This is a genomic window from Xylanibacter rarus (assembly GCF_001275135.1).
Classification (GTDB): Bacteria; Bacteroidota; Bacteroidia; order Bacteroidales; family Bacteroidaceae; genus Prevotella; species Prevotella rara.
The window spans coordinates 1-20,776 of record NZ_LFQU01000012.1 but is presented as its reverse complement, the minus strand read 5'-3'; the positions used below and the strand labels follow the sequence as shown (position 1 = coordinate 20,776).

General features: G+C 35.3%; 15 protein-coding genes, 1 tRNA gene and 1 pseudogene. 7 read left to right on the top strand and 10 right to left on the bottom strand.

Annotated features, from left to right (window positions below):
* Positions 1–324: 324 nt before the first annotated feature.
* Together leuB and dnaB are read right to left on the bottom strand one after the other, a co-directional pair.
* Complete coding sequence (gene leuB / locus ACU52_RS07405) at positions 325–1,386, bottom strand: 3-isopropylmalate dehydrogenase (RefSeq protein WP_053398329.1); 1,062 nt, start codon at positions 1,384–1,386, stop codon at positions 325–327.
* Between the two features lie 151 nt (positions 1,387–1,537).
* Positions 1,538–3,031: a replicative DNA helicase gene (dnaB, locus tag ACU52_RS07400; RefSeq protein ID WP_053398328.1), complete on the bottom strand. Its 1,494-nt coding sequence runs from the start codon at positions 3,029–3,031 to the stop codon at positions 1,538–1,540.
* Between the two features lie 104 nt (positions 3,032–3,135).
* On the opposite strand from dnaB, the gene ispE reads away from it, so the two are divergent.
* The gene (gene ispE, locus ACU52_RS07395) at positions 3,136–3,963 is read left to right on the top strand and encodes a 4-(cytidine 5'-diphospho)-2-C-methyl-D-erythritol kinase (protein ID WP_053398327.1); all 828 of its coding nucleotides are present in this window, start codon (positions 3,136–3,138) and stop codon (positions 3,961–3,963) included.
* A gap of 66 nt (positions 3,964–4,029) precedes the next feature.
* Here the strand turns inward: ispE and ACU52_RS07390 are convergent, their stop codons facing one another.
* The 6 genes and pseudogenes from ACU52_RS07390 to ACU52_RS07365 all read right to left on the bottom strand — a co-directional run bounded on the left by ACU52_RS07390 (position 4,030) and on the right by ACU52_RS07365 (position 11,750).
* A complete protein-coding gene (locus tag ACU52_RS07390; protein ID WP_053398326.1) occupies positions 4,030–6,015 on the bottom strand; it encodes a fructose-bisphosphatase class III in 1,986 nt (661 codons plus the stop codon).
* A complete protein-coding gene (locus tag ACU52_RS07385) occupies positions 6,012–7,358 on the bottom strand; it encodes a glycosyltransferase family 4 protein (RefSeq protein WP_053398325.1) in 1,347 nt (448 codons plus the stop codon). The genes ACU52_RS07390 and ACU52_RS07385 overlap by 4 nt, the downstream gene beginning before the upstream one ends.
* Positions 7,359–7,364: 6 nt before the next feature.
* On the bottom strand, positions 7,365–8,414 hold the full coding sequence (locus ACU52_RS07380) for a glycosyltransferase (protein ID WP_162207756.1): 1,050 nt from the start codon (positions 8,412–8,414) through the stop codon (positions 7,365–7,367).
* Between the two features lie 113 nt (positions 8,415–8,527).
* Positions 8,528–9,688, bottom strand: a complete 1,161-nt coding sequence (gene lysA / locus ACU52_RS07375; protein WP_053398323.1) for a diaminopimelate decarboxylase — start codon at positions 9,686–9,688, stop codon at positions 8,528–8,530.
* Between the two features lie 2 nt (positions 9,689–9,690).
* Positions 9,691–11,019: an aspartate kinase gene (locus tag ACU52_RS07370; RefSeq protein ID WP_021854264.1), complete on the bottom strand. Its 1,329-nt coding sequence runs from the start codon at positions 11,017–11,019 to the stop codon at positions 9,691–9,693.
* Positions 11,020–11,049: 30 nt separating this feature from the next.
* Positions 11,050–11,750 (bottom strand): annotated as a pseudogene (locus ACU52_RS07365) (cell division ATP-binding protein FtsE).
* Positions 11,751–12,605: 855 nt separating this feature from the next.
* On the opposite strand from ACU52_RS07365, the gene ACU52_RS07360 reads away from it, so the two are divergent.
* Complete coding sequence (locus ACU52_RS07360) at positions 12,606–13,253, top strand: DUF3256 family protein (RefSeq protein ID WP_082335204.1); 648 nt, start codon at positions 12,606–12,608, stop codon at positions 13,251–13,253.
* Between the two features lie 805 nt (positions 13,254–14,058).
* On the opposite strand, the gene ACU52_RS07355 is transcribed toward ACU52_RS07360, so the two are convergent.
* The gene (locus ACU52_RS07355; RefSeq protein WP_053398321.1) at positions 14,059–14,940 is read right to left on the bottom strand and encodes a hypothetical protein; all 882 of its coding nucleotides are present in this window, start codon (positions 14,938–14,940) and stop codon (positions 14,059–14,061) included.
* 227 nt (positions 14,941–15,167) lie between these two features.
* Between ACU52_RS07355 and ACU52_RS07350 the strand changes: the two genes are divergently transcribed.
* From ACU52_RS07350 to ACU52_RS07340, 3 genes are read left to right on the top strand one after another with little or no spacing between them, the layout of a single operon-like run.
* Positions 15,168–16,151, top strand: coding sequence for a Gfo/Idh/MocA family protein (locus ACU52_RS07350; RefSeq protein ID WP_053398320.1), 984 nt, complete (start codon positions 15,168–15,170; stop codon positions 16,149–16,151).
* A 10-nt stretch (positions 16,152–16,161) separates the two neighbouring features.
* A complete protein-coding gene (locus ACU52_RS07345; RefSeq protein WP_053398319.1) occupies positions 16,162–17,250 on the top strand; it encodes a DUF4421 domain-containing protein in 1,089 nt (362 codons plus the stop codon).
* Between the two features lies 1 nt (position 17,251).
* A complete protein-coding gene (locus ACU52_RS07340) occupies positions 17,252–18,109 on the top strand; it encodes an N-acetylmuramoyl-L-alanine amidase-like domain-containing protein (RefSeq protein WP_053398318.1) in 858 nt (285 codons plus the stop codon).
* 23 nt (positions 18,110–18,132) lie between these two features.
* Here the strand turns inward: ACU52_RS07340 and ACU52_RS07335 are convergent, their stop codons facing one another.
* Positions 18,133–19,170, bottom strand: coding sequence for a diacylglycerol/lipid kinase family protein (locus tag ACU52_RS07335; protein WP_053398317.1), 1,038 nt, complete (start codon positions 19,168–19,170; stop codon positions 18,133–18,135).
* A gap of 162 nt (positions 19,171–19,332) precedes the next feature.
* Here ACU52_RS07335 and spt point away from each other — a divergent pair, with 162 nt between their 5' ends.
* Positions 19,333–20,520: a serine palmitoyltransferase gene (spt, locus tag ACU52_RS07330; protein WP_053398316.1), complete on the top strand. Its 1,188-nt coding sequence runs from the start codon at positions 19,333–19,335 to the stop codon at positions 20,518–20,520.
* Positions 20,521–20,589: 69 nt separating this feature from the next.
* Positions 20,590–20,663 (top strand) — tRNA-Pro (locus ACU52_RS07325).
* Positions 20,664–20,776: the final 113 nt, after the last annotated feature.

The window sequence follows — 20,776 nt, the reverse complement described above, 5'->3', positions numbered from 1 at the left end:
GCAACAAGGCTGTAAATCACTTTACCATAAAGTGAACCTTGAAACAAAAACAGACCAATTACGAAAGGGCACATATTGCAATGCAAAACATACGCTTTTACTTTGCAATATGTGCCCTTTTACTACCTGATATGCCGTATTTTGCAATAGCCTTAACAACCTTGCATGGCGCAAGTGTATAACACACTGATATTCAGAATCATATTCAAAGTACATCAATCATGACTATATGTATTTAAAGCACCAATATATACTTTTGAATATTTATTGGCAAAATAATGCGGACGATCATTCGTCATGACATTATTTACTTCACAAACATTATTACGCTTTATTTATATAGTCAACGATCCACTCTCCTACTTCTCTCGTGCCATAAAATTCACCTCCTTCTACCTGGATTTCAGGAGTACGCACATTGGCGTCAAGTGAAGCATCAACGGCCTTACGTATAAGCAATCCCTCATCTTTCAGACCAAAATACTCAAAAAGCATAGCCACTGATAAAATCTGAGCCAGAGGATTAGCGATGTTTTTGCCTGCAGCCTGCGGCCATGATCCATGTACAGGTTCGAAGACCGGAGTGCCTTCTCCTGTAGAAGCTGATGGCAGCAAGCCCATACTTCCAGAAATACAGCTACCTTCATCTGTGAGGATATCTCCAAAAGTATTTTCCGTAACGATTACATCAAAGAAAGTGGGTTCGACAATCATACGCATAGAAGCATTGTCCACAAACATATAATCAGTTATAACATCCGGGTATTCTTTTTCAATTTCTTTAGCAACTTGACGCCAAAGCCTGCTTGAAGCCAGCACGTTTGCTTTGTCAACAACAGTAACATGGTGTTTGCGCTTAATCGCATATTGATATGCTACCCTTAAAATACGTTCTACTTCCGGACGTGTATAAGAATTTGTATCATACGCCTTTTCATCATCCTGATATTTTTCACCAAAATACATGCCACCGGTAAGCTCTCTTATACATATAAAATCTGCATTTTTTATTATCTCATCTTTCAATGGAGATTTATGCAACAGACACTCAAATGTTTGTACGGGCCTAACATTTGCAAAAAGTCCCAACTTTTTACGCATAGCTAACAGGCCCTGCTCAGGACGAACTTTAGCCCTAGGATCATTATCAAAACGAGGGTCACCTACAGCAGCAAACAACACCGCATCAGCCCACTTGCATATATTAAACGTATCATCAGGAAATGGGTCACCGACCAAATCTATTGCATGTGCTCCACATATAGCCTCTTGATACTCTATTTTATGTCCGAATTTTTCAGCAATGGCATCTATGACATCAACACCCTGCTTAATAATTTCCGGTCCGATACCATCACCAGGAAGAACTGCTATTTTAAGATTCATGATTATTTATTTAATGGTTTATTCTTTATCACTTCACAAAAACACCTATTCGATCATATAAATTATAATATTCCCATTTTTCCACTTTAAACATTCTGCTTACAGATGCGCCATTATTATATTCTAATTATAATTTCATACATTATAACATCTAAAATGGTAATGGACCGTTATCTGGAATATCACCAATATACGGCGACGGGCCCAGATCATCTCCATTAATCTTCGAACCAATAATCTCTCCTCCACCGATTGGCGACTTATCAGAATCTGTTGGATTCTCAAAACGCGTAAACTCTCCACGGAAATTCAACAACACATCACCTGTACCACCTTTACGGTGTTTAGCAATAATAATCTGAGCCTTTCCGTGAAGATCGTTTCCTTTTTCATCAGTAAAAATTCTGTAATATTCCGGTCGGTGAACAAACAGCACCATATCGGCATCCTGCTCAATCGCACCAGACTCACGCAAGTCACTGAGTTGAGGACGCTTTCCGTCTGGACCTTCACGTCCTTCTACAGTACGGTTCAACTGAGACAAAGCCAATACAGGAATGTCCAACTCCTTTGCAAGTCCCTTCAATGAGCGGCTGATGGTTGACACCTCTTCCTGTCTGCTTCCAAAACGTGCTCCGCTGGCATTCATAAGCTGCAAATAGTCTATCATTATTACTTGCACTCCTTTTTCTCTTACCAGACGTCTTGCCTTTGTTCTTAATTCAAAAATAGACATACCCGGCGTGTCGTCAATATAAATTGGCGCAGCCTGAAGTTTTCTTACATTCTTATCAAGTCGTTTCCATTCTTCATCATCCAGCTGTCCGTTAAGTATTTTCTTACCTTCAATCTCACATACATTAGATATCAGACGGTTAACCAGCTGAACATTGTTCATTTCCAATGAAAAGAATGCTATAGGCGTATCGTAATCAACAGCAATATTTTTTGCCAAAGATAATGCAAATGAGGTTTTACCCATAGCCGGACGACCAGCAATAATAACCAAATCGCTTCTTTGCCATCCGGATGTATAATCATCTAATTTGGCATACCCAGTAGGAATACCCGTTAATCCACCTTTGTTTGCTGCAGCTTTTTGCAAGATTTCGACAGCCTGTTTTACAACAGGATCTATTTGGGTATAATCCTGCCTCATGTTTTTTTGTGACAGTTCAAATAGTGAACCCTCAGCCTCCTGCATAAGTTCATCTACATCTACAGTTTCATCAAAGGCCTTTGTCTCGATTACACTCGCAAAGGAAATTAATTGCCGAGCCAAATATTTTTGTGCTAAAATCTTAGCATGATATTCAATATGTGCAGATGATGCCACACGTTCACTTAACTCCAATATATAGCCAGCTCCACCAATGTCATCTAGAGTTCCCTCGCGCTTCAATTCTTCAACAACAGTCATAATATCCACAGGATCTTCATTCAAACTTAGAGTTTGAATAGCCTTGTATATTTTCTGACTACGCGGTTCGTAAAAAGTTTCGGGATGCAAAATCTCACTAACAATAGAAAAGGCATCCTTATCAACCATCAAGGCTCCAAGGACCATCTTTTCTATATCAACAGCCTGGGGCTGCATATGGATGCTATTATTATTTACTTTACGGGTTTTCTTATTTTCAGGCATAATATTTACATAATAATTTGCGCAAAATTACAAATAAATCTTCGGTTTAAGACTATTAAATTCAATTTAAATAGTTACCTTTACAAACAAAAATAAAAATGACTATGATTCAACGACCATGTGCAAAAATAAATTTAGGCCTTAATATTGTCAGCAAAAGGCCTGACGGATATCATAATCTAGAAACAGTGTTTTATCCAATAAATCTAAATGACGAGATATGTATTGAACCTGTACTTGATAAAGAAATCACAAAATACCAATGTTCTTTAAGTATAAAAGGGATTAATATAGAAGGCGATTTACAACAAAACTTAATTGTTAAAGCTTATAATATTCTTAAAAAATACTATCCACAAATTCCAAATGTCAATGTAACCCTTACCAAAAATATTCCAACGCAAGCCGGCATGGGTGGAGGTTCGTCTGATTGTGCGTATACAATAAAAATGTTAAACGAGATGTTTAACCTGAAAATGTCTATAAAAGACATGCAATCTTTTGCAGCTAAATTAGGTGCAGACTGCCCTTTTTTCATAAATCCACAGCCATCATACGCAACGGGCATCGGAGAAATATTGACACCTATAGACATCAATTTGAGCAAATATAAAATTGCGATTGTAAAACCTCCCGTAATGATAAGTACGAAAGAGGCTTTTTCAAACATCATAGTTAAACAGCCAATAAAATGCTGCAAAGAAATCGTAACACAGCCGATAGAAACATGGAAAGAAGAACTGATAAACGATTTTGAAAATAGCATCTGCACTATACATCCAGAAATAGGTAGAATTAAAAACAGGCTATATGATTTAGGCGCTATTTACGCTTCAATGACGGGAAGTGGAAGTGCTTTATTCGGTATATTTGAAAAAGAGATAGAAAATCTTGATTGCATATTTGAAGATTGTTACACACACATTGTTTAATATTGAAATAGTCCAAGATTTTGCTTTCACCACAAAATCTTGGACTACCTCAATGATTCTCAATTGTTAGCGTAATTCTTTAATAAAACCATGCCTATAAGCATAAAGCAGTTTTTCCAACTCTGCAATTTGCTTTTTCAAATCACGTCCTATATCTGTATCTGCCACAAGCATTCTATGTGATGACATTTCAACAATCTGTGTCGTACTTTTAATATCGGACCCTCTAAGTATTGCATCTTCTGTACTCGTAAATGGTTCATGCTGAACTAGCTGGAAGCCTCTACTATGATAAACCAATGTATATCCGGCAATACCCGTTTCTTCATGATATGCCTGCGAAAATCCGCCGTCAATAACCATTAGCTTACCATTAGCCTTTATCGGATTCTCTCCATTTACGACATGAACAGGGACATGTCCATTAATAATATGCCTATTCTGACCGCTCACTCCAAAAGCATCAAGAATGGCATCACACTCTTCCTCATTGTTTCTTAATTTAAAATAATTTCCTTTTTCCTCTTTATATGTAGATTTGTCCTTAAGAAAGTAACGTTCAAAAGTTGCCATCTTAGACTTATCAAACAAAACTGAATTTCGCCCACACCACAAGTAAAGGAAATAATCTACAGAAAATTCCTTCTCACGCGGATCTGAATCATTTTGGAATGCATTTCTAATAATATGTTCCGTCCTATTCATCAGTTCACGTCCTTTGTACTTATGACCTTTACAAAGTTCCACTTCTTTAAGACTACCATCATCGTTTAAAGGAACGGAAGCATGAAATAAAAGATTATCATTAATTATAGTATATAATGAACCATGACTCAACAATAGCCTTATATGCTTATGAAGTTTCTCGTTAACGGTAAACGAGTGATGAAGTTTACTCATAAGTATAATCTCATCTGGTGTCAATTCATATGGTGCATTAGGATTCACTGTCGGGAAACAGCAGCTTTTCATTTCATAAGGCTTTCCTGAGATATTGCATGTCGCATTATCATAATCAATACATTCCAATAAAAGTCTATCTTGCATATCCCATTCAGGATGACGTTTTATCATGGAAGCTTCCACCTTAAATTGAATGATAGTGATAGCTTTATGCATCAATGCAGTCAACCGTTTTGTCTTATCGTCAATATCTGTACTGCCTCCATTAATTTTAGGCATAAACTCCTCACAAGGATCATCGCCATAATGCTCCATCGCAAATGTTGCCAATGGAATAAGATTTATACCATACCCTTCTTCCAGCGTAACAAGATTTGCATAACGCAAAGACAAACGTATTACATTACATATACATGCATCGTTACCGGCACAAGCCCCCATCCAAAGTATGTCATGGTTTCCCCATTGAATATCCCAATTGTGATAATTCGTTAGTACATCCATTATAATATGCGCACCTGGTCCACGGTCATAGACATCACCTAACACATGCAATAGATCAATTGCCAAACGCTGTATCACATGAGAAATAGCAATAATAAAATCATCCGCGCGTCCCGTTGATATTATTGTTTCGATTATGACATTAACATAAGCAGCTTTATCTATATCATCTGTACGTTCATGAAGAAGTTCCTGAATAATATAAGAGAAATCCTTCGGTAAAGACTTTCTAACCTTAGAGCGTGTATATTTACTAGAAACATCCCTACAAACCTTTACAAGCTGATGTATTGTTATATGATACCAATCCTCCAAATCCGGCTCACTGGCTTTTACAAGTTCAAGCTTCTCTTTGGGGTAGTATATCAAAGTACACAATTCCCTGATTTCCGATTCACGCAAATCATTGCCAAAGATTTCATTAACCTTACGTTTAATATTACCAGAAGCATTCTTTAATACATGCTGAAAAGATTTATACTCACCATGTAAATCTGCAAGAAAATGTTCAGTACCCTTAGGCAAATTCAATATCGCCTGCAAATTTATAATCTCTGTACTGGCATCAGCAATTGTCGGAAAAGTATGAGACAACAATTGCAAATACTTTAAGTCCTTTTCAATGTCATAATTCCTTGTCTTCATTGTATATTAGATTTAAAAAACATTTTTCTCAATTTCTCCGTTTTACTATCATTAATCGGTTCTATAAACATAAAGCCTTCACTTAACCCATAACGCTCTTTCATTATTTGAAACAAGCGCGCTGTATCTTTTAAAATACCGGTCTCATGAACTTTATTATATAACTGAATTTCATCAAAATTATTATATTTTAAGCTAAGATATAAATCTAACATATCTTTTCTTTTAATCTCTATACGATGCTTTATACCATATAAGATTGTCATTATCTTAATCATGATATCACGTTCAAGATCTGAAAGACTTGAATCAGTCTTAATTTTTGAAGTATTTCTTATATTAGTAATACGCTGAGACTTATTTTCCAAGAGACAAAATATCCCACCAATTTGTTCTTGTGAAAAAGGTTGGGATAAATTATATTTTTCAATTCCAGAAAAAACAAATTCTAATATTCCTTGGTTATATGAATGTAAAAGAATTCTACGCCATGCTTTATCATCAAGCGTTGAAAGAATCCTACGTTGATTATCTGACAATTGTAAGCCAGCAATATTTTCCGTTGCACCTGCATACAACAAAATATCTTCTGCACAACAATCTTCAGAACTCATAAGCCAAAATGGATTACTGTCAACAACTATTTGATACATCCCAATTAGCCTATCAGACAATGGACTAATTGATTTTTCATAAATTTCATTGAATATATCAATTAATACAATATTCCTAATATTCTTATTTTGTTTTGAAACATATACATCATATTCCACATTACCAATATCCCCATTTGATTCATCAATATGGAGCGTATTTGCATGTTCTGATCTTATCCCTAAGATTTTACATAAAAGCGTTGGATATCCAACATAATCAGATATGCTACATATCTCATTATCGCAAACAGCATGCAAGACTTTTGCATGCGACACTATATATCGTTGATAAATAACAGATTTAAAAAAATTACATAAACAATAATGGCCCGACGAATGCCAGGCCTCCAATTGTCTGTCAAATGTTATGATTGTAGGAATTCTATACTTTTCACAACATCTCTGAAGATAGTATGCATATATATTCCAACATGCATGAATATGTACCACATCCGGACGTATATCTGCCAAAAACTTCTTGAAGGAAGAATGCCATCTACCAAACAAATTCTTCAAGAGAGAGAATTTATGGACATGCACACTTCCCATATCGATACCAGGATAGTCAGCACACAATAAATGTACTTCTGCACTTTCTGCCATAGCCTTAATTAGAGCTATTTTATACTGAAGTCCTACAGACTCATTTATATCAGCAAAATTTGGTATAAAATGCAAGACTTTCATAATTCATTATGATTTATGACTTATATATTCATATTTATCTGATAATATGTATTTTATTGCAAATCTGAAATTACTGAAAGGCAGAGCCAATTCAAATGGAATAACTTTCCATAAACTTACATTTGCATTAAATCTATTAAGCACACGTTTCGCACATATTATTCTAGAAATAAAAGGAACCACCAATGCCATAAAAGAAAAAGGCAATATTACAAACCTGGCAGAAAGAACTGAATATATTACAGAAAAAATCACTAATATGAAACAAAGATAAAGCCCCAGCACATCCATATTAAATATTTGTCTATGTCTAAAACTACGTTGAAGGTGTTTACGCGTTTCGAAATAAAACGTGTTTTTATTATTCCAAGCTTTTTTTGAGGGCTTATCTTCTACTAACATTACATCTTTAGATATTGCAATAGCTGCGCTCCCGAATTTAGAATATTTATTAACTAAAAAATCATATTCACCTCTAACATATTTCAAGTTACCTTGAAATCCGCGACCTGACATAAAATCGGCCTTCTTAAACAACAGATTATTACCATAAGTACTGTAAGCAAAACCTTTAAACGCTTCATACATATAGGTATATTCCTTATGAAGGCGATAGAACGTTTTAAATTGACCTGTGTCATCAGAATAATTACTATATCCAATAACAAGATTTATTCCATCCCTACATTTGGTACTCATGCCTTCAATCCAATGATTAGAAACAGGTTTACACACGGCATCAGTTAATAAAATCAAATCATTTTTAGCTGCCTTCACACCTAATGTTATTGCAAGTTTTCGTCGACTCATATACCGAGATGTTTCTGGTACAAATGTAGTATATAAGTTTTTATACTTATTGTACGTTTTCAAAACATCTGCCGTTCCATCTTCATCACGACTTACAACAACAATTATTTCATATCCGGCAGAATAATCCTGAGAAAGAAAATATTTCAGATTATTATCCAACTCTACAGAATTATTATCCGAAATAATGACAACTGATACAGGCTTTAAATTCTCTGCAGAATCTGTTTCTTCTTTATCGACCATTTTTTTAAAAAACGTATCAAATAAAGAAGAACAGAGTGCAGAAATCACCAAAATTATACAAATAACGATTGTTATATTGTCTAAAATTAGCATTATTCAATTCTATTTTTTAATTACAATATATCTTCCTTAATATAGCCAATTGGCAAAGAACGACAATTATATTGAGATGCCATAATTTCACCATAAGCACCAGCGGAACGTATAGCAATTATATCATTACGATGGCATTCGTCCAAATCTATTGATTTAGCAAAAACATCACTAGACTCACATATTGGGCCTACAACATCATAAGTATTTATACATCCATCATTACTAATGTTTTCAATCTTATGATATGCATGATATAAAGCTGGTCGTATAAGGTCTGTCATCCCGGCATCAACAATTACAAACTTCTTAGCTGTACCCTCTTTTACATATAACACCTTCGTTATTAAAGATCCACATTGACCAACAACAGAACGCCCAAGTTCAAAATGAAGACTCTGCCCCTTACGGAGTTTAAGATGTTTTGCATACGTTTCAAAATATGATTTAAAATCCGGTATTGAAACACGGTTTGGATGTTGGTAATCAATACCAAGTCCGCCACCAACATTTATCATCTCAACATTAATATGATGAGCCTCCAATTTAACTTGAATCTCGTTAATACGATTACATAATGCCACAAAATCGCCCATATCAAGGATTTGTGAACCTATATGGAAATGCAATCCCATGAATCTCACATTCTTCATATGTGAGATTCTTGCAATAACATTCTCCATATCCGACATCGCAATGCCAAACTTATTTTCAGCAAGTCCTGTCGTTATGTTAGCATGTGTATGTGCTCCAACATCAGGGTTGATACGCAATGCTACAGAAGCGACCTTACCGCTGTTTTCTGCAAGACAATTAATCACTTCCAGTTCAGGTATACTCTCTACATTAAAGCAAAAAATATTTTTTTCTAAACCGAGTTTTATTTCTTTGTCATTCTTCCCTACTCCTGCAAATACAATTTTATTTGAAGGAAAGCCTGCATTAAGTGACGCTAATATTTCACCTCCACTAACACAGTCAGCTCCCAATCCGGCCTGACATATTATATTTAAAATCTTTGGGTTAGCATTTGCTTTTATTGCATAATGCACACAAAAATTTTCATATTTGCCGGCCTCTTTATTTATCGTATTTAAAGTTTCACGCAACAAATCTGTATCATAGTAATAAAATGGCGTATCCGTCTTTTTAAATTTTTCAATTGGAAAAACACCCTTCATTTTCAATTTTCACTTTTATTAAACAATGTATCACTCAAACTTTGTAAAGCTCGTTTCTTATCAGATTCTTTTACCAAGAAAGATATATTATAATTACTTCCTCCATAAGAAATCATTCTTACAGGAATATTCTTCATCGCATCTGTAGCTAATGTCTCAAAGCCGACATTACTCCAATCCAAATCACCGACAACACATATTATACACATATCGCGGTCAACTGTTACAGTTCCATATTTCTTTAATTCTGCAACAATATCATTAAGATGCGCATCGTTATCAATGCTCATAGAAACACCGACCTCACTTGTTGTTATCATATCTATTGCCGTCTGATAACTCTCAAAAATCTCAAAGACCTTACGAAGGAATCCTGTAGCAAGTAGCATACGGCTACTCTTTATCTTAATTGCCACAATATTATCTTTAGCAGCAATAGCCTTAATTTTACCTGTTACAGTTTCATTATTTATAATAGTTCCCGGTGCAGCAGGGTCCATTGTATTCAACAAACGCACAGGAATACCTGCATACTTTGCCGGCTGCACACATGTCGGATGTAATATTTTTGCACCGAAATATGCAAGTTCCGCAGCTTCCTCAAAATGTAACTGGCGAACAGCTTCAGTTTTATCAACCACACGCGGGTCGTTATTATGCATACCGTCTATATCTGTCCATATTTGTATCTCATCTGCATTTATAGCAGCTCCTGCCAATGACGCAGTATAATCACTGCCTCCACGAAGCAGATTATCTATTTCTCCGTAAGCATTGCGACAGATAAATCCCTGTGTAATATAAACCTGTTGGCCAGGATTCTGCTCCAACAAATTCTGTAATTTATCTTTAATGTATGAAGAATCTGGTTCTGAATTTTTATCAGTACGCATGAAATCCAGTGCAGAAAGCAAAACAGCATTGTAGCCACACTCTTTTAAGTAATTGGTTACCATATTGGTACTCATTATCTCACCTTGAGCAACAATGCTTTTTTCTTCAAAACTAGTGAAAAGATCTTTTGTAAAAGAACGTAAATAATTAAATTCATTTTGGAGGAATATTTTTGTTTCATTCTTCCATTTCTCTGTAGAATAAAGTTCTTCTACATGTTTCATATATGCTTTTTCCAAACGATTTATAACATCATTTGCGCCCTCCGGATTCTTCTTATATAAATAATCAGATATTTCAATCAAAGAATTTGTCGTACCTGACATTGCAGACAAAACGACAAAAACTGGTTTTCCACTATTTGTAATCAATGAGGCAACATGCTTCATGCGCTCAGGCGAGCCAACTGATGTGCCACCAAACTTCATTACTATCATAATCGTATCTTTTTATATTTTTATTTTATATTAGTCTTCTTCATCAAAAAGACTTTTGTTATATATATTAGTTATGTCGTTAATTTTACCTTCCTTACACTGGTAAACGATACCAGGATACTTATCAAGCATCAAGATGTTGTGTGTTGACATTACTACAGCCGTCCCGGTCTGACTTATCTGCTTCAGCAAATTTACAATATTATCCGCTGTTTCAGGATCAAGATTACCGGTCGGTTCATCTGCAATAATTATTTTCGGTTTATTTAATATTGCGCGAGCAATAGCTATTCGTTGTTGCTCTCCTCCAGAAAGTTCATAAGGCATTTTTGTTTTCTTTTCTGACATACCAACAGCATCCAGCACTTCATCAATGCGCTCATCTATTTCCTTTTATTTTTCCAGCCCGTTGATTTCAATACAAAGCATAGATTCTTATAAACATTTCTGTCATGCAACAATTGAAAATCCTGAAATATTATTCCTAGTTCCTTTCGCAAAGCCGGTACTTCTTTACGTTTAATTTTAAATAGGTCTCGTCCAAGGATTGTTGCATTATCTCCTTCATCAATATCAAGCTCACAATACAAAGTTTTAAGCAAGCTGCTTTTTCCTGTACCTACATTTCCGATGATATAAATAAACTCACCTTCATCAACATGAAAATTCACATTGCCAAGCACACATACATCATCTTGATATATATTTACATTTTTATAATCAATATACATAATCTATATTTTTAATATTTTAATGTTTATGCCATTCAGGACCATTACATCCTGTAGCTTCTCTACAACACCTTTATCCTCAAACCCTTGTACGCAAACAACATAAGCAGATAACACAACATATCAGAATCTTCATGTATCAAACGATCATCCTTATGGTTTATAACATCGACAACAGCCTCCAAGACATGTCAGGACATCCCGTTCAATATGCTTTTACAGCTCTAACAAAGACATTTCCCAAATCACGCCTTTTAAAGACAAAATTCCACGAAGTGTCCTTATAAATTGTTCTGACAACATTCTGCTTTATTATTGGACCTGCATCCAATTCTGTTTTTGCACAACAGTGAAGCAATTATATTGCAGTAGGTATCATCTCTTGTATTACAATGTTTTAATGATGCACCCTTTCGACTTGCAAAAGTATTAAAAAACTCCGAATTATCAACCATTATATCCTAATAATTTTAGTATAACACTCAAAGTGCCACTAAAGCATTGTATTTGAAAGGAAAAACGCTATAAAAATTACAGTAAAAGTATTTTTCTGAGTTTTTATTGCGAATATCAAAATAAAAGTGTAATATTGCAGACTAAAAACAAAATTATCTCATTTAATACAGACACATGAATACAATAGAAAAAGAAGCTATAGAACAAAACAGATTAAATAAATTACAACATCACCTATTTGGACAACCGATAAAGATATCATTGGCTTCCTCTATACATCTATTGCATGATATCAAGCTTAAATAAAACAATAAAAACATACAAGATAGTGGTAAAAAATGCCGGCCACAATTTGCAAAAGACAATAGTATATTCACCCTTTCAATCAATAAGAATAAAATGAAAATATTTGCATTACTCATTTCCCTGCTTTGTTGCACAACCAACATTATGGGCCAAATATCAATTAAAGAAGTTATAGGTAACATTCCTGATGAAATTTTACCTTATATCACAAACGATCAGAAAGAAGAATTATTAAAATTTACAGGCTCTAAAGATTCTGTAAAAGTAAAGAACACTTTTAACGGGGCAACTTCAATTGACACCATTAGCTTTGATTATGCAAAAATTAACATGAATAAGACTACAGAAATGCAGCTCAAGCTTCTGCGTGGAAACGACTCTACGCAAATACTATGCGTAATCAAGACAATTAAAAGTCCGCTCAAAGAAAGCACAGTAAAATTCTATTCAACAGAATGGCAAGCAATAAACTCAACATTTGGACTTCCCGTCGATAATGATGAAGATACCATTTTAAGTATGTTCACACAAAAACCAGACTCAATGCCGGAAGACAAATTTAAAAATCTATATAATTGCATAGAACCTGTTATGCTTGCTGCACAATGGGACGAAAAATCAAACTGTATAACATTTAACTTGAGTATTCCATTTATTCAAAAAGACAACAATAACGAAATAAATGCGATAATAAAGAAAATTTCTTTTAAATGGAATGGTCAAAATTTTAAAAAATGTTAGAAAATCATTTCTTTTAGAGATTATATTTGGAGAAAAGAAATAATTAGAATACCTTTGCATCGTGTTTTTCATGGTATTAGATTATTAAGGTTAATAAAAGATTGGTTGTCGTGAGACAATCAATTTTTGTTTTATATAGGTTCTAATTCTAATAAGCCTTAATAACAATATAAGCCAACACCTTTTAATTAACAAAGCATTCATTATCTATCTGTCAGTCGATAAAATAATACAAATTAAACATTACCATTCTATATGTCATTTACTATAAAAGACAAAACCTTATTTATATCACATACGGAGCATTCCGGATTACGTTATCAAAACATCACAAAAACCAAGAAAAAAGTACCATCCTGCTTTTCAAGAATGCCACAAAATAAAGAGATAAACACAAATAATAAAAATACAATCGAAAAAGTTACGAAATCACGCACAACACGTAATACGTTATAATTCAGCAAGTTACAGATTAATGTTTAAAAAATCAAACATCTTCAACATATAAAATACCAAATAAAAAGACACATTTTACGCCATAAAACATCATGATTTGCAATGAAAAACAATGTGTTTTACATTACAAATCAATGTATTTTGCTACACAAACAACTGCTTTTATCTATATTTTACGATATAAGACACTCAACACACAACGAAAAAGTACCATAAGTACAACAAATCAACTAGAATGTTATGCTTATTTGCCAGATTTCCGCGAAACGCAGAATCTGACAAACAGACACTATATAAGCTATAATAGTTACAAAATGTACTGACGCAAAAACTTAAATTTGTAAGCTCATTATTTTATCTTCAAGAATTCTTTTCGCTCTTTCTCACGGGTTTCTATGCTTCCATACATAAAATAACATACGAAAATCACAAAAACATAAACATAAAGACATATAAATGACGACAGAGCCACAACAACATATTGCAATACACTAAAATAAGAAGGCAAGCCAGAAGGATCGCCCATATATCCTACGCCAATTGCCGACAATGTATTAGCCATAGAAATTATAAGCATTGGGATAGAAACAAAGAACATGCAAACGGCAGCACATAAAGCAGCCAATAAAAGTGTGATAAATATAAATCCCCAATAACGCCATCCCACCTTGTATGCCTTAAATAAGATCTTGCTCAATTTACTATCAGGCTCCATCAAATATTTAACAAATACGTAAACATACGGAAGCAAGACACATGAAAAGAACAATGAAACTCCAATGATAACGCATGCAATTACAGGCATTTTGTCAAGAGGGACAAACGGACCAGTTCCTATAACCAGATAAACAAGCCCCCATTGCACCACAGAAACTATAGCCATTATACACAAGTACACCCCAAGGAGTCTGATACATCTAACTAAATTCCACTTCATAGACTGATGGCCAAGAAGCATAAATATACGCGAGACATATCCCACATGAAAACAAGCGACCAAGACAACAGAGACCATTAAGAGGGTGTATGAAGGATGTGTATAGCCACCATCCGTTAAAGCCCTTGTATAAAAAATAGATAACAAAGCTATTGACATGGCCAAAAGCAAAGTGTATAACCATGTATGTCTGAATATAGCACGTATATTGTCAAACAGCATCCTATGAGATGCAGAGATACAAGCCGTATAACTACGGCTCTTATTTAAAAACTCTTGCTTAAGATTGTTCATTTCATTTTTTAATTAATTAATGCAAAGGTAATAATATTCCGGATATTATGAAATGGTATTATCAATAAAAATTGCTAACTTTGCAGAAGATAAGTTGCATAACAAATAGAGTTTGTCAAACAAGCTCCTTAATGTATTATCTTTTTAAGATAAATAAAAAGCATGCGGCTCCAAACGTTTACTAAGAAAAGAATACTTCCACAATAAAAATCGTTAACATCAAGAATATGAAACTGTTAAAATGGGGATTTATTGGTTGCGGAGAGGTTACTGAAAAAAAATCAGGCCCGGCCTTTAACGAAATAGAAGGCTCAAAAGTGATTGCCGTAATGAGCCGCAATGAGAAGAAGGCGCGCTCATACGCAGAGCGACATAAAATAAGCAAATGGTATACAGATGCACAAGAGCTTATCGACGACCCCGACGTTAACGCCATTTATATTGCCACCCCCCCCTCAAGCCATGCCACATACGCAATAATGGCAATGAGAGCAGGAAAACCTGTATACGTAGAAAAGCCTCTGGCTGCTAATTATGACGACTGCGTAAGAATCAACAGGGTCAGCGAGCAGACCGGGATTCCATGTTTCGTCGCCTACTACAGAAGGTATCTTCCATATTTCAAACGCGTCAAAGAAATCATAACAAACAAAACTATTGGTGAGATAATGAACGTGCAAATACGTTTTTCTTGCCCTCCGCGTGATTTAGATTATTCTTCAAAAGAAAAACTCCCATGGAGATTACAACCGGACATAGCCGGAGGTGGCTATTTCTACGACTTGGCTCCACACCAGCTTGACTTGATGCAGGATCTGTTTGGAGTAATAACAGAAGCTGAAGGTATATGTGCCAACCGCGCCGGACTTTATCAGACAGAAGACAGCATAAGTGCATGCTTCAGGTTTGAAAGCGGTGTTCCAGGAAGTGGCTCATGGTGCTTCGTTGGCCACCAATCTGCAAAAGAAGACAGAATCGATATTGTTGGAAGTAAGGGAAAGCTTAGCTTTTCTGTATACAACTACGACCCGATCCATCTTGTCACAAACGATGACGAAAAATATATAACAGTAGAAAATCCCCCATACGTTCAGCTGCCAATAATTAAAGCAGTTGTTGAAGACCTGCAAGGATTCGGAGCGTGCTCATGCACAAGTGTATCAGCGACTCCTGTCAATTGGGTCATGGACCGCATATTAGGAAAATTCTAAGTTTATGAATATGAAACGTCTGATTTTAAGTTTATTTTTGGTTTCTGCCGTGTCATTGGCTTATTCAACCAACGACACGATAAAAACCGAAAAGAAAAACACAATATTCAGACGAATAGGAAAGGTATTCACAAAGATATTTAAAGACTTCAATGAGATAGACACAAACTATATAGAACCGCAACATTATAATTATACAATAATGCTGCAAAACACCAATACATATGAGATATATAGACTTGAAAGCAAATCAGGTCAGTATATCACATTTGCTCCTGAACCAACAATCAGAATCGGACCTTATGTTGGATGGAGATGGATATTTCTTGGGTATACGTTTGACATAGGCCATATCAGCAACGACAACAATAAGAAAGAGTTCGAACTAAGCCTTTACAGCTCTATGTTTGGAATCGACCTGTATTATAGACAAACGGGCAACGACTATAAGATACGCGAAGCATACCTAGGAAACGGCCTTAACAGCCATACATTAAAAGGTATTCCATTTTCCGGACTTACCGTTGGAATTAAAGGTTTTGACTTATACTACATATTCAACCACAAAAAATTTTCATATCCGGCGGCTTTCAGCCAAAGTACATGTCAGAAACGCAGTTGCGGATCTCCGTTGCTTGGCATAGGATATACCACCCACAAGCTTGATTTGGATTATGAGAAACTTAAAAATGTCGTGGAAAACAACATTAGCGACAAATACCAGAATGTAAAGCTTGATTCTGGATTAATGTTTAACAAAGTACGTTACACATCATATTCAATTTCAGGCGGATACGCATACAATTGGGTTTTTGCACGTAATTGGCTTTTTGCAGCATCACTGTCAGTTGCATTAGCATACAAAAGGTCTACTGGCGACCTACACTATAAATCGGAATTCTCACTTAGAGACTTTAAATTTGGAGATGTAAATATTGATGGAGTTGGAAGATTCGGAATAGTATGGAACAATACAAAATTTTATGCCGGAGCAAGTACAATTCTTCACTCATATAATTATAGAAAAAGCCAATTCTCCACTAATAATGTATTCGGTTCATTAAACTTTTACTTTGGAATAAATATAGGAAGGAAATAATATGAAGAAATTATTTTTATTATTCATTGCTGTTTTGTCATACGTAACAACCTATGCTTATGAGGTTGACTACAAACCATCAGACAGCATTCGCGTTATTAAATTATTAAACGACGCGAAAAAACAACCGGAAAGCACCAACTATATAATATACTTTGCCCGGAAGCTTAAAGGTATTCCCTATGTAGCACACACACTAGAGATAAACAAGAAAGAAAAATTAGTTATCAATTTGAGGCAACTAGACTGCACCACCTATGTTGAAAATGTCGTAGCCCTTTCAATGTGCATGAGTGAAAAGAAATACACATTTAAAAGTTTCTGTGACAATCTTAAAAAAATAAGATACAGGGACGAGTCACAACCTCATTACACACAAAGACTTCACTATTTCACGGATTGGATAGAGAACAATACAAAGAAAGGAATTTGTAAGGAAATACAAAGCCCTGCACCGCCTTTCACCAATACCCAAAGAATAAATGTATTTTACATGTCTGAAAATCCCTCTAAATATAAGATGCTGAAGGAAAATCCTAAGTATATCCCCACAATAAGAAAAACAGAACAGAACATTAATCAGAAAACATACAAATACATTCCCAAGACGGAGGTTAAGAACACTAACACTGTCAGAAGAACAATTCAAGATGGTGACATCATTGCTACCACAACAAGTCTAAAAGGACTGGATATTCAACACATCGGATTTGCCATATGGCATAAAGACGGGCTGCACATGCTTAACGCATCTAGCCTGCACCACAAAGTTGTTGAAGAACCTATGACTTTATACAATTACCTGCAAAAGCAAAAGACAATGACAGGAATAAGGATCATACGCCTAAACATAAAATAGCAAGCGTCCAAACTTATAAGAAGTCACAGATTATTTAAGCGTTTAAGTAATATTTTATTCAAAATATGAATATGGCGTCCTTGACGGCCAATGTCTGTACGCATATTACTTATATCGTTAAAAAAATCACTGAAGGCATTTTGCACCATGTTTGGCTGCCTTTTTGCTTTATCTGCCAAAGGATTAATTATAACCTTTATACCCTTATTGACAACGGATATATCCACATCAGCCCCTGCCATAACAGGATCGCCATCATAGTGTATATATCCTTCCTTTTGACGATGAACCAAGATATGCCTAGTACGGAATGTTTTTATCCTTGCATTCCGATCTAAAGTTTTATTAAACATATCTATACTAATCTGCGGTGCATCAATCATATCAAAAGGTTCCATTATTATAACATCAAGCAATCCGTCACTCATGGATGCCTGTGGTGCTATATATGCATTATTTCCATATTGGGATGCATTGGCACATGAAACAAGAAAAGCCCTATATTTGGTTTTCCCGTTTTCATCCTCTATCTCGTAAGTTTCCGGTTTATACTTTAATCCTTCCCGCAAAATATTCTCCAGATATGAAACAGGGCCGCGCTTTCCTGACTCGGCAAACTTCATACTAATAAAAGCATCAAACCCCATACCACATGTACAGAAAAATGGTATTCCGTTAATAATACCATAATCCAAGTCATGCACCGTATGCTTATTAATTACCTCAAGAGCCTTATGCATATCCATCGGTATCATTAAATGCCTAGCCAATCCATTTCCAGAACCACATGGAATAATACCTAATGCCGTATCCGAATTAACAATTGAACGCGCCACTTCATTTATTGTCCCATCACCTCCAACAGCAACAACAACATCAACCCCTCTATCTTTGGCTTCTCTGGATATCTCAGAAGCATGCCCGCTGTATTGGGTTTCAACTATTGAGAAATCATAATATTCCTTATCGAGATTATTCTCAATAAGTTTACAGATACCCGATTTTCTTGTCGTTCCAGATATCGGGTTCACAACAAATATTATCTTTTTCTTTCCTGCCATCGTCTTGCAAAAATAATAATATTTTAGTACAAACCATTTTTATTACTTATAATATTTTTGCAAAAAAAACACTTTTCTATTTTTTTTCTTATGATTTACACATTTTTTTGTATCTTTGCAGCCTAATCAAAACAATGTAGAAAATCTACACCTATTTATAATATGGGACTATTACAAGAAAGATACAAAAATTACCGTGAACCACAAAGGTTCATGGAAGCTGGTGTTTACCCTTACTTCCGTGAAATAACAGGCAAACAAGGCACTGAGGTTCAAATGGCCGGACATGAAGTGCTTATGTTCGGTTCTAATGCTTACACTGGATTAACTGGTGACCCGCGTGTTGAGGCCGCTGCAAAAGATGCATTAGACAAATATGGAAGTGGTTGTGCAGGAAGCCGTTTCTTGAATGGAACACTTGACATACATGTACAACTCGAAAAGGAACTTGCTGAATTTGAGCATAAAGACGAAGCATTATGCTTTTCTACAGGTTTCTCTGTAAATGCCGGTGTACTCTCCGTTGTTTGTGGACGTGAAGATTATATCATTTGCGATGACCGCGATCATGCAAGTATTGTTGACGGACGACGTCTTTCATTCGCAACTTGCTTAAAATATAAGCACAACGATATGGAAGACTTGGAAAAACAACTCCAAAAATGCAAACCCGAGTCAATAAAACTTATTGTCGTTGATGGCGTCTTCTCAATGGAAGGTGATCTTGCAAATTTACCTGAAATTGTTCGTTTAAAGAAAAAATATAATGCTTCTCTAATGGTAGACGAAGCACATGGACTAGGAGTTTTTGGAAAAGAAGGAAGAGGCGTATGCGACCATTTTGGCGTAATTGATGACGTTGATCTTATCATGGGTACTTTCTCTAAAAGCCTCGCCAGCATAGGAGGTTTTATTGCCGGTGATAAAGATACCATAAACTATTTGCGCCACACATGCAGAACTTATATATTCAGCGCATCCAATACCCCTGCTGCTACAGCTGCTGCAATGGAAGCCCTGCACATCATACGCAAAGAACCTGAGCGTATTGAAAACCTTTGGACAGTTACAAAATATGCATTAAAACGCTTCCGTGAAGAAGGTTTTGAAATAGGAGACACAGAAAGTCCTATTATACCTCTTTATGTTAGAGATGTAGATAAGACCTTCCTCGTTACTAAATTGGCTTTTGATGCAGGCGTATTTATAAACCCTGTTATCCCTCCTGCATGCGCACCACAAGATACACTTGTTAGATTTGCATTAATGGCAACCCATACTGTGGAACAAGTAGAGAAAGGTGTTCAAGCACTGAAAAAAATCTTTGTTGAGCAAAATATAATTAAATAAATGCTGTAAAATTTGCATGTTTAAAAAAAAACGTAGTACCTTTGCATCGCAAATTTAAAGATTTGGCTACGGGGTGTAGCGCAGTCCGGTAGCGCGCCTGGTTTGGGACCAGGTGGTCGCAGGTTCGAATCCTGTCGCCCCGACTAAATTAGCAGTATACTAAAAGATAAAAAGCCTAAGAATTTATTATATTCTTAGGCTTTTATTTTCAATACACACTATAAGTAGAAGGTTGTTAATATCAGATAATTTAAAT

Bases quoted from the DNA above. Each gene is read 5' to 3' on its own strand.
- spt (WP_053398316.1), top strand. From the start codon at position 19,333: ATGGGACTATTACAAGAAAGATACAAAAATTACCGTGAACCACAAAGG.
- ACU52_RS07380 (WP_162207756.1), bottom strand. From the start codon at position 8,414: ATGGTCGATAAAGAAGAAACAGATTCTGCAGAGAATTTAAAGCCTGTA.
- ACU52_RS07335 (WP_053398317.1), bottom strand. From the start codon at position 19,170: ATGGCAGGAAAGAAAAAGATAATATTTGTTGTGAACCCGATATCTGGA.
- ACU52_RS07350 (WP_053398320.1), top strand. From the start codon at position 15,168: ATGAAACTGTTAAAATGGGGATTTATTGGTTGCGGAGAGGTTACTGAA.
- ispE (WP_053398327.1), top strand. From the start codon at position 3,136: ATGATTCAACGACCATGTGCAAAAATAAATTTAGGCCTTAATATTGTC.
- dnaB (WP_053398328.1), bottom strand. From the start codon at position 3,031: ATGCCTGAAAATAAGAAAACCCGTAAAGTAAATAATAATAGCATCCAT.
- ACU52_RS07345 (WP_053398319.1), top strand. From the start codon at position 16,162: ATGAAACGTCTGATTTTAAGTTTATTTTTGGTTTCTGCCGTGTCATTG.
- ACU52_RS07390 (WP_053398326.1), bottom strand. From the start codon at position 6,015: ATGAAGACAAGGAATTATGACATTGAAAAGGACTTAAAGTATTTGCAA.
- ACU52_RS07385 (WP_053398325.1), bottom strand. From the start codon at position 7,358: ATGAAAGTCTTGCATTTTATACCAAATTTTGCTGATATAAATGAGTCT.
- ACU52_RS07360 (WP_082335204.1), top strand. From the start codon at position 12,606: ATGAAAATATTTGCATTACTCATTTCCCTGCTTTGTTGCACAACCAAC.
- ACU52_RS07340 (WP_053398318.1), top strand. From the start codon at position 17,252: ATGAAGAAATTATTTTTATTATTCATTGCTGTTTTGTCATACGTAACA.
- ACU52_RS07370 (WP_021854264.1), bottom strand. From the start codon at position 11,019: ATGATAGTAATGAAGTTTGGTGGCACATCAGTTGGCTCGCCTGAGCGC.
- ACU52_RS07355 (WP_053398321.1), bottom strand. From the start codon at position 14,940: ATGAACAATCTTAAGCAAGAGTTTTTAAATAAGAGCCGTAGTTATACG.
- lysA (WP_053398323.1), bottom strand. From the start codon at position 9,688: ATGAAGGGTGTTTTTCCAATTGAAAAATTTAAAAAGACGGATACGCCA.
- leuB (WP_053398329.1), bottom strand. From the start codon at position 1,386: ATGAATCTTAAAATAGCAGTTCTTCCTGGTGATGGTATCGGACCGGAA.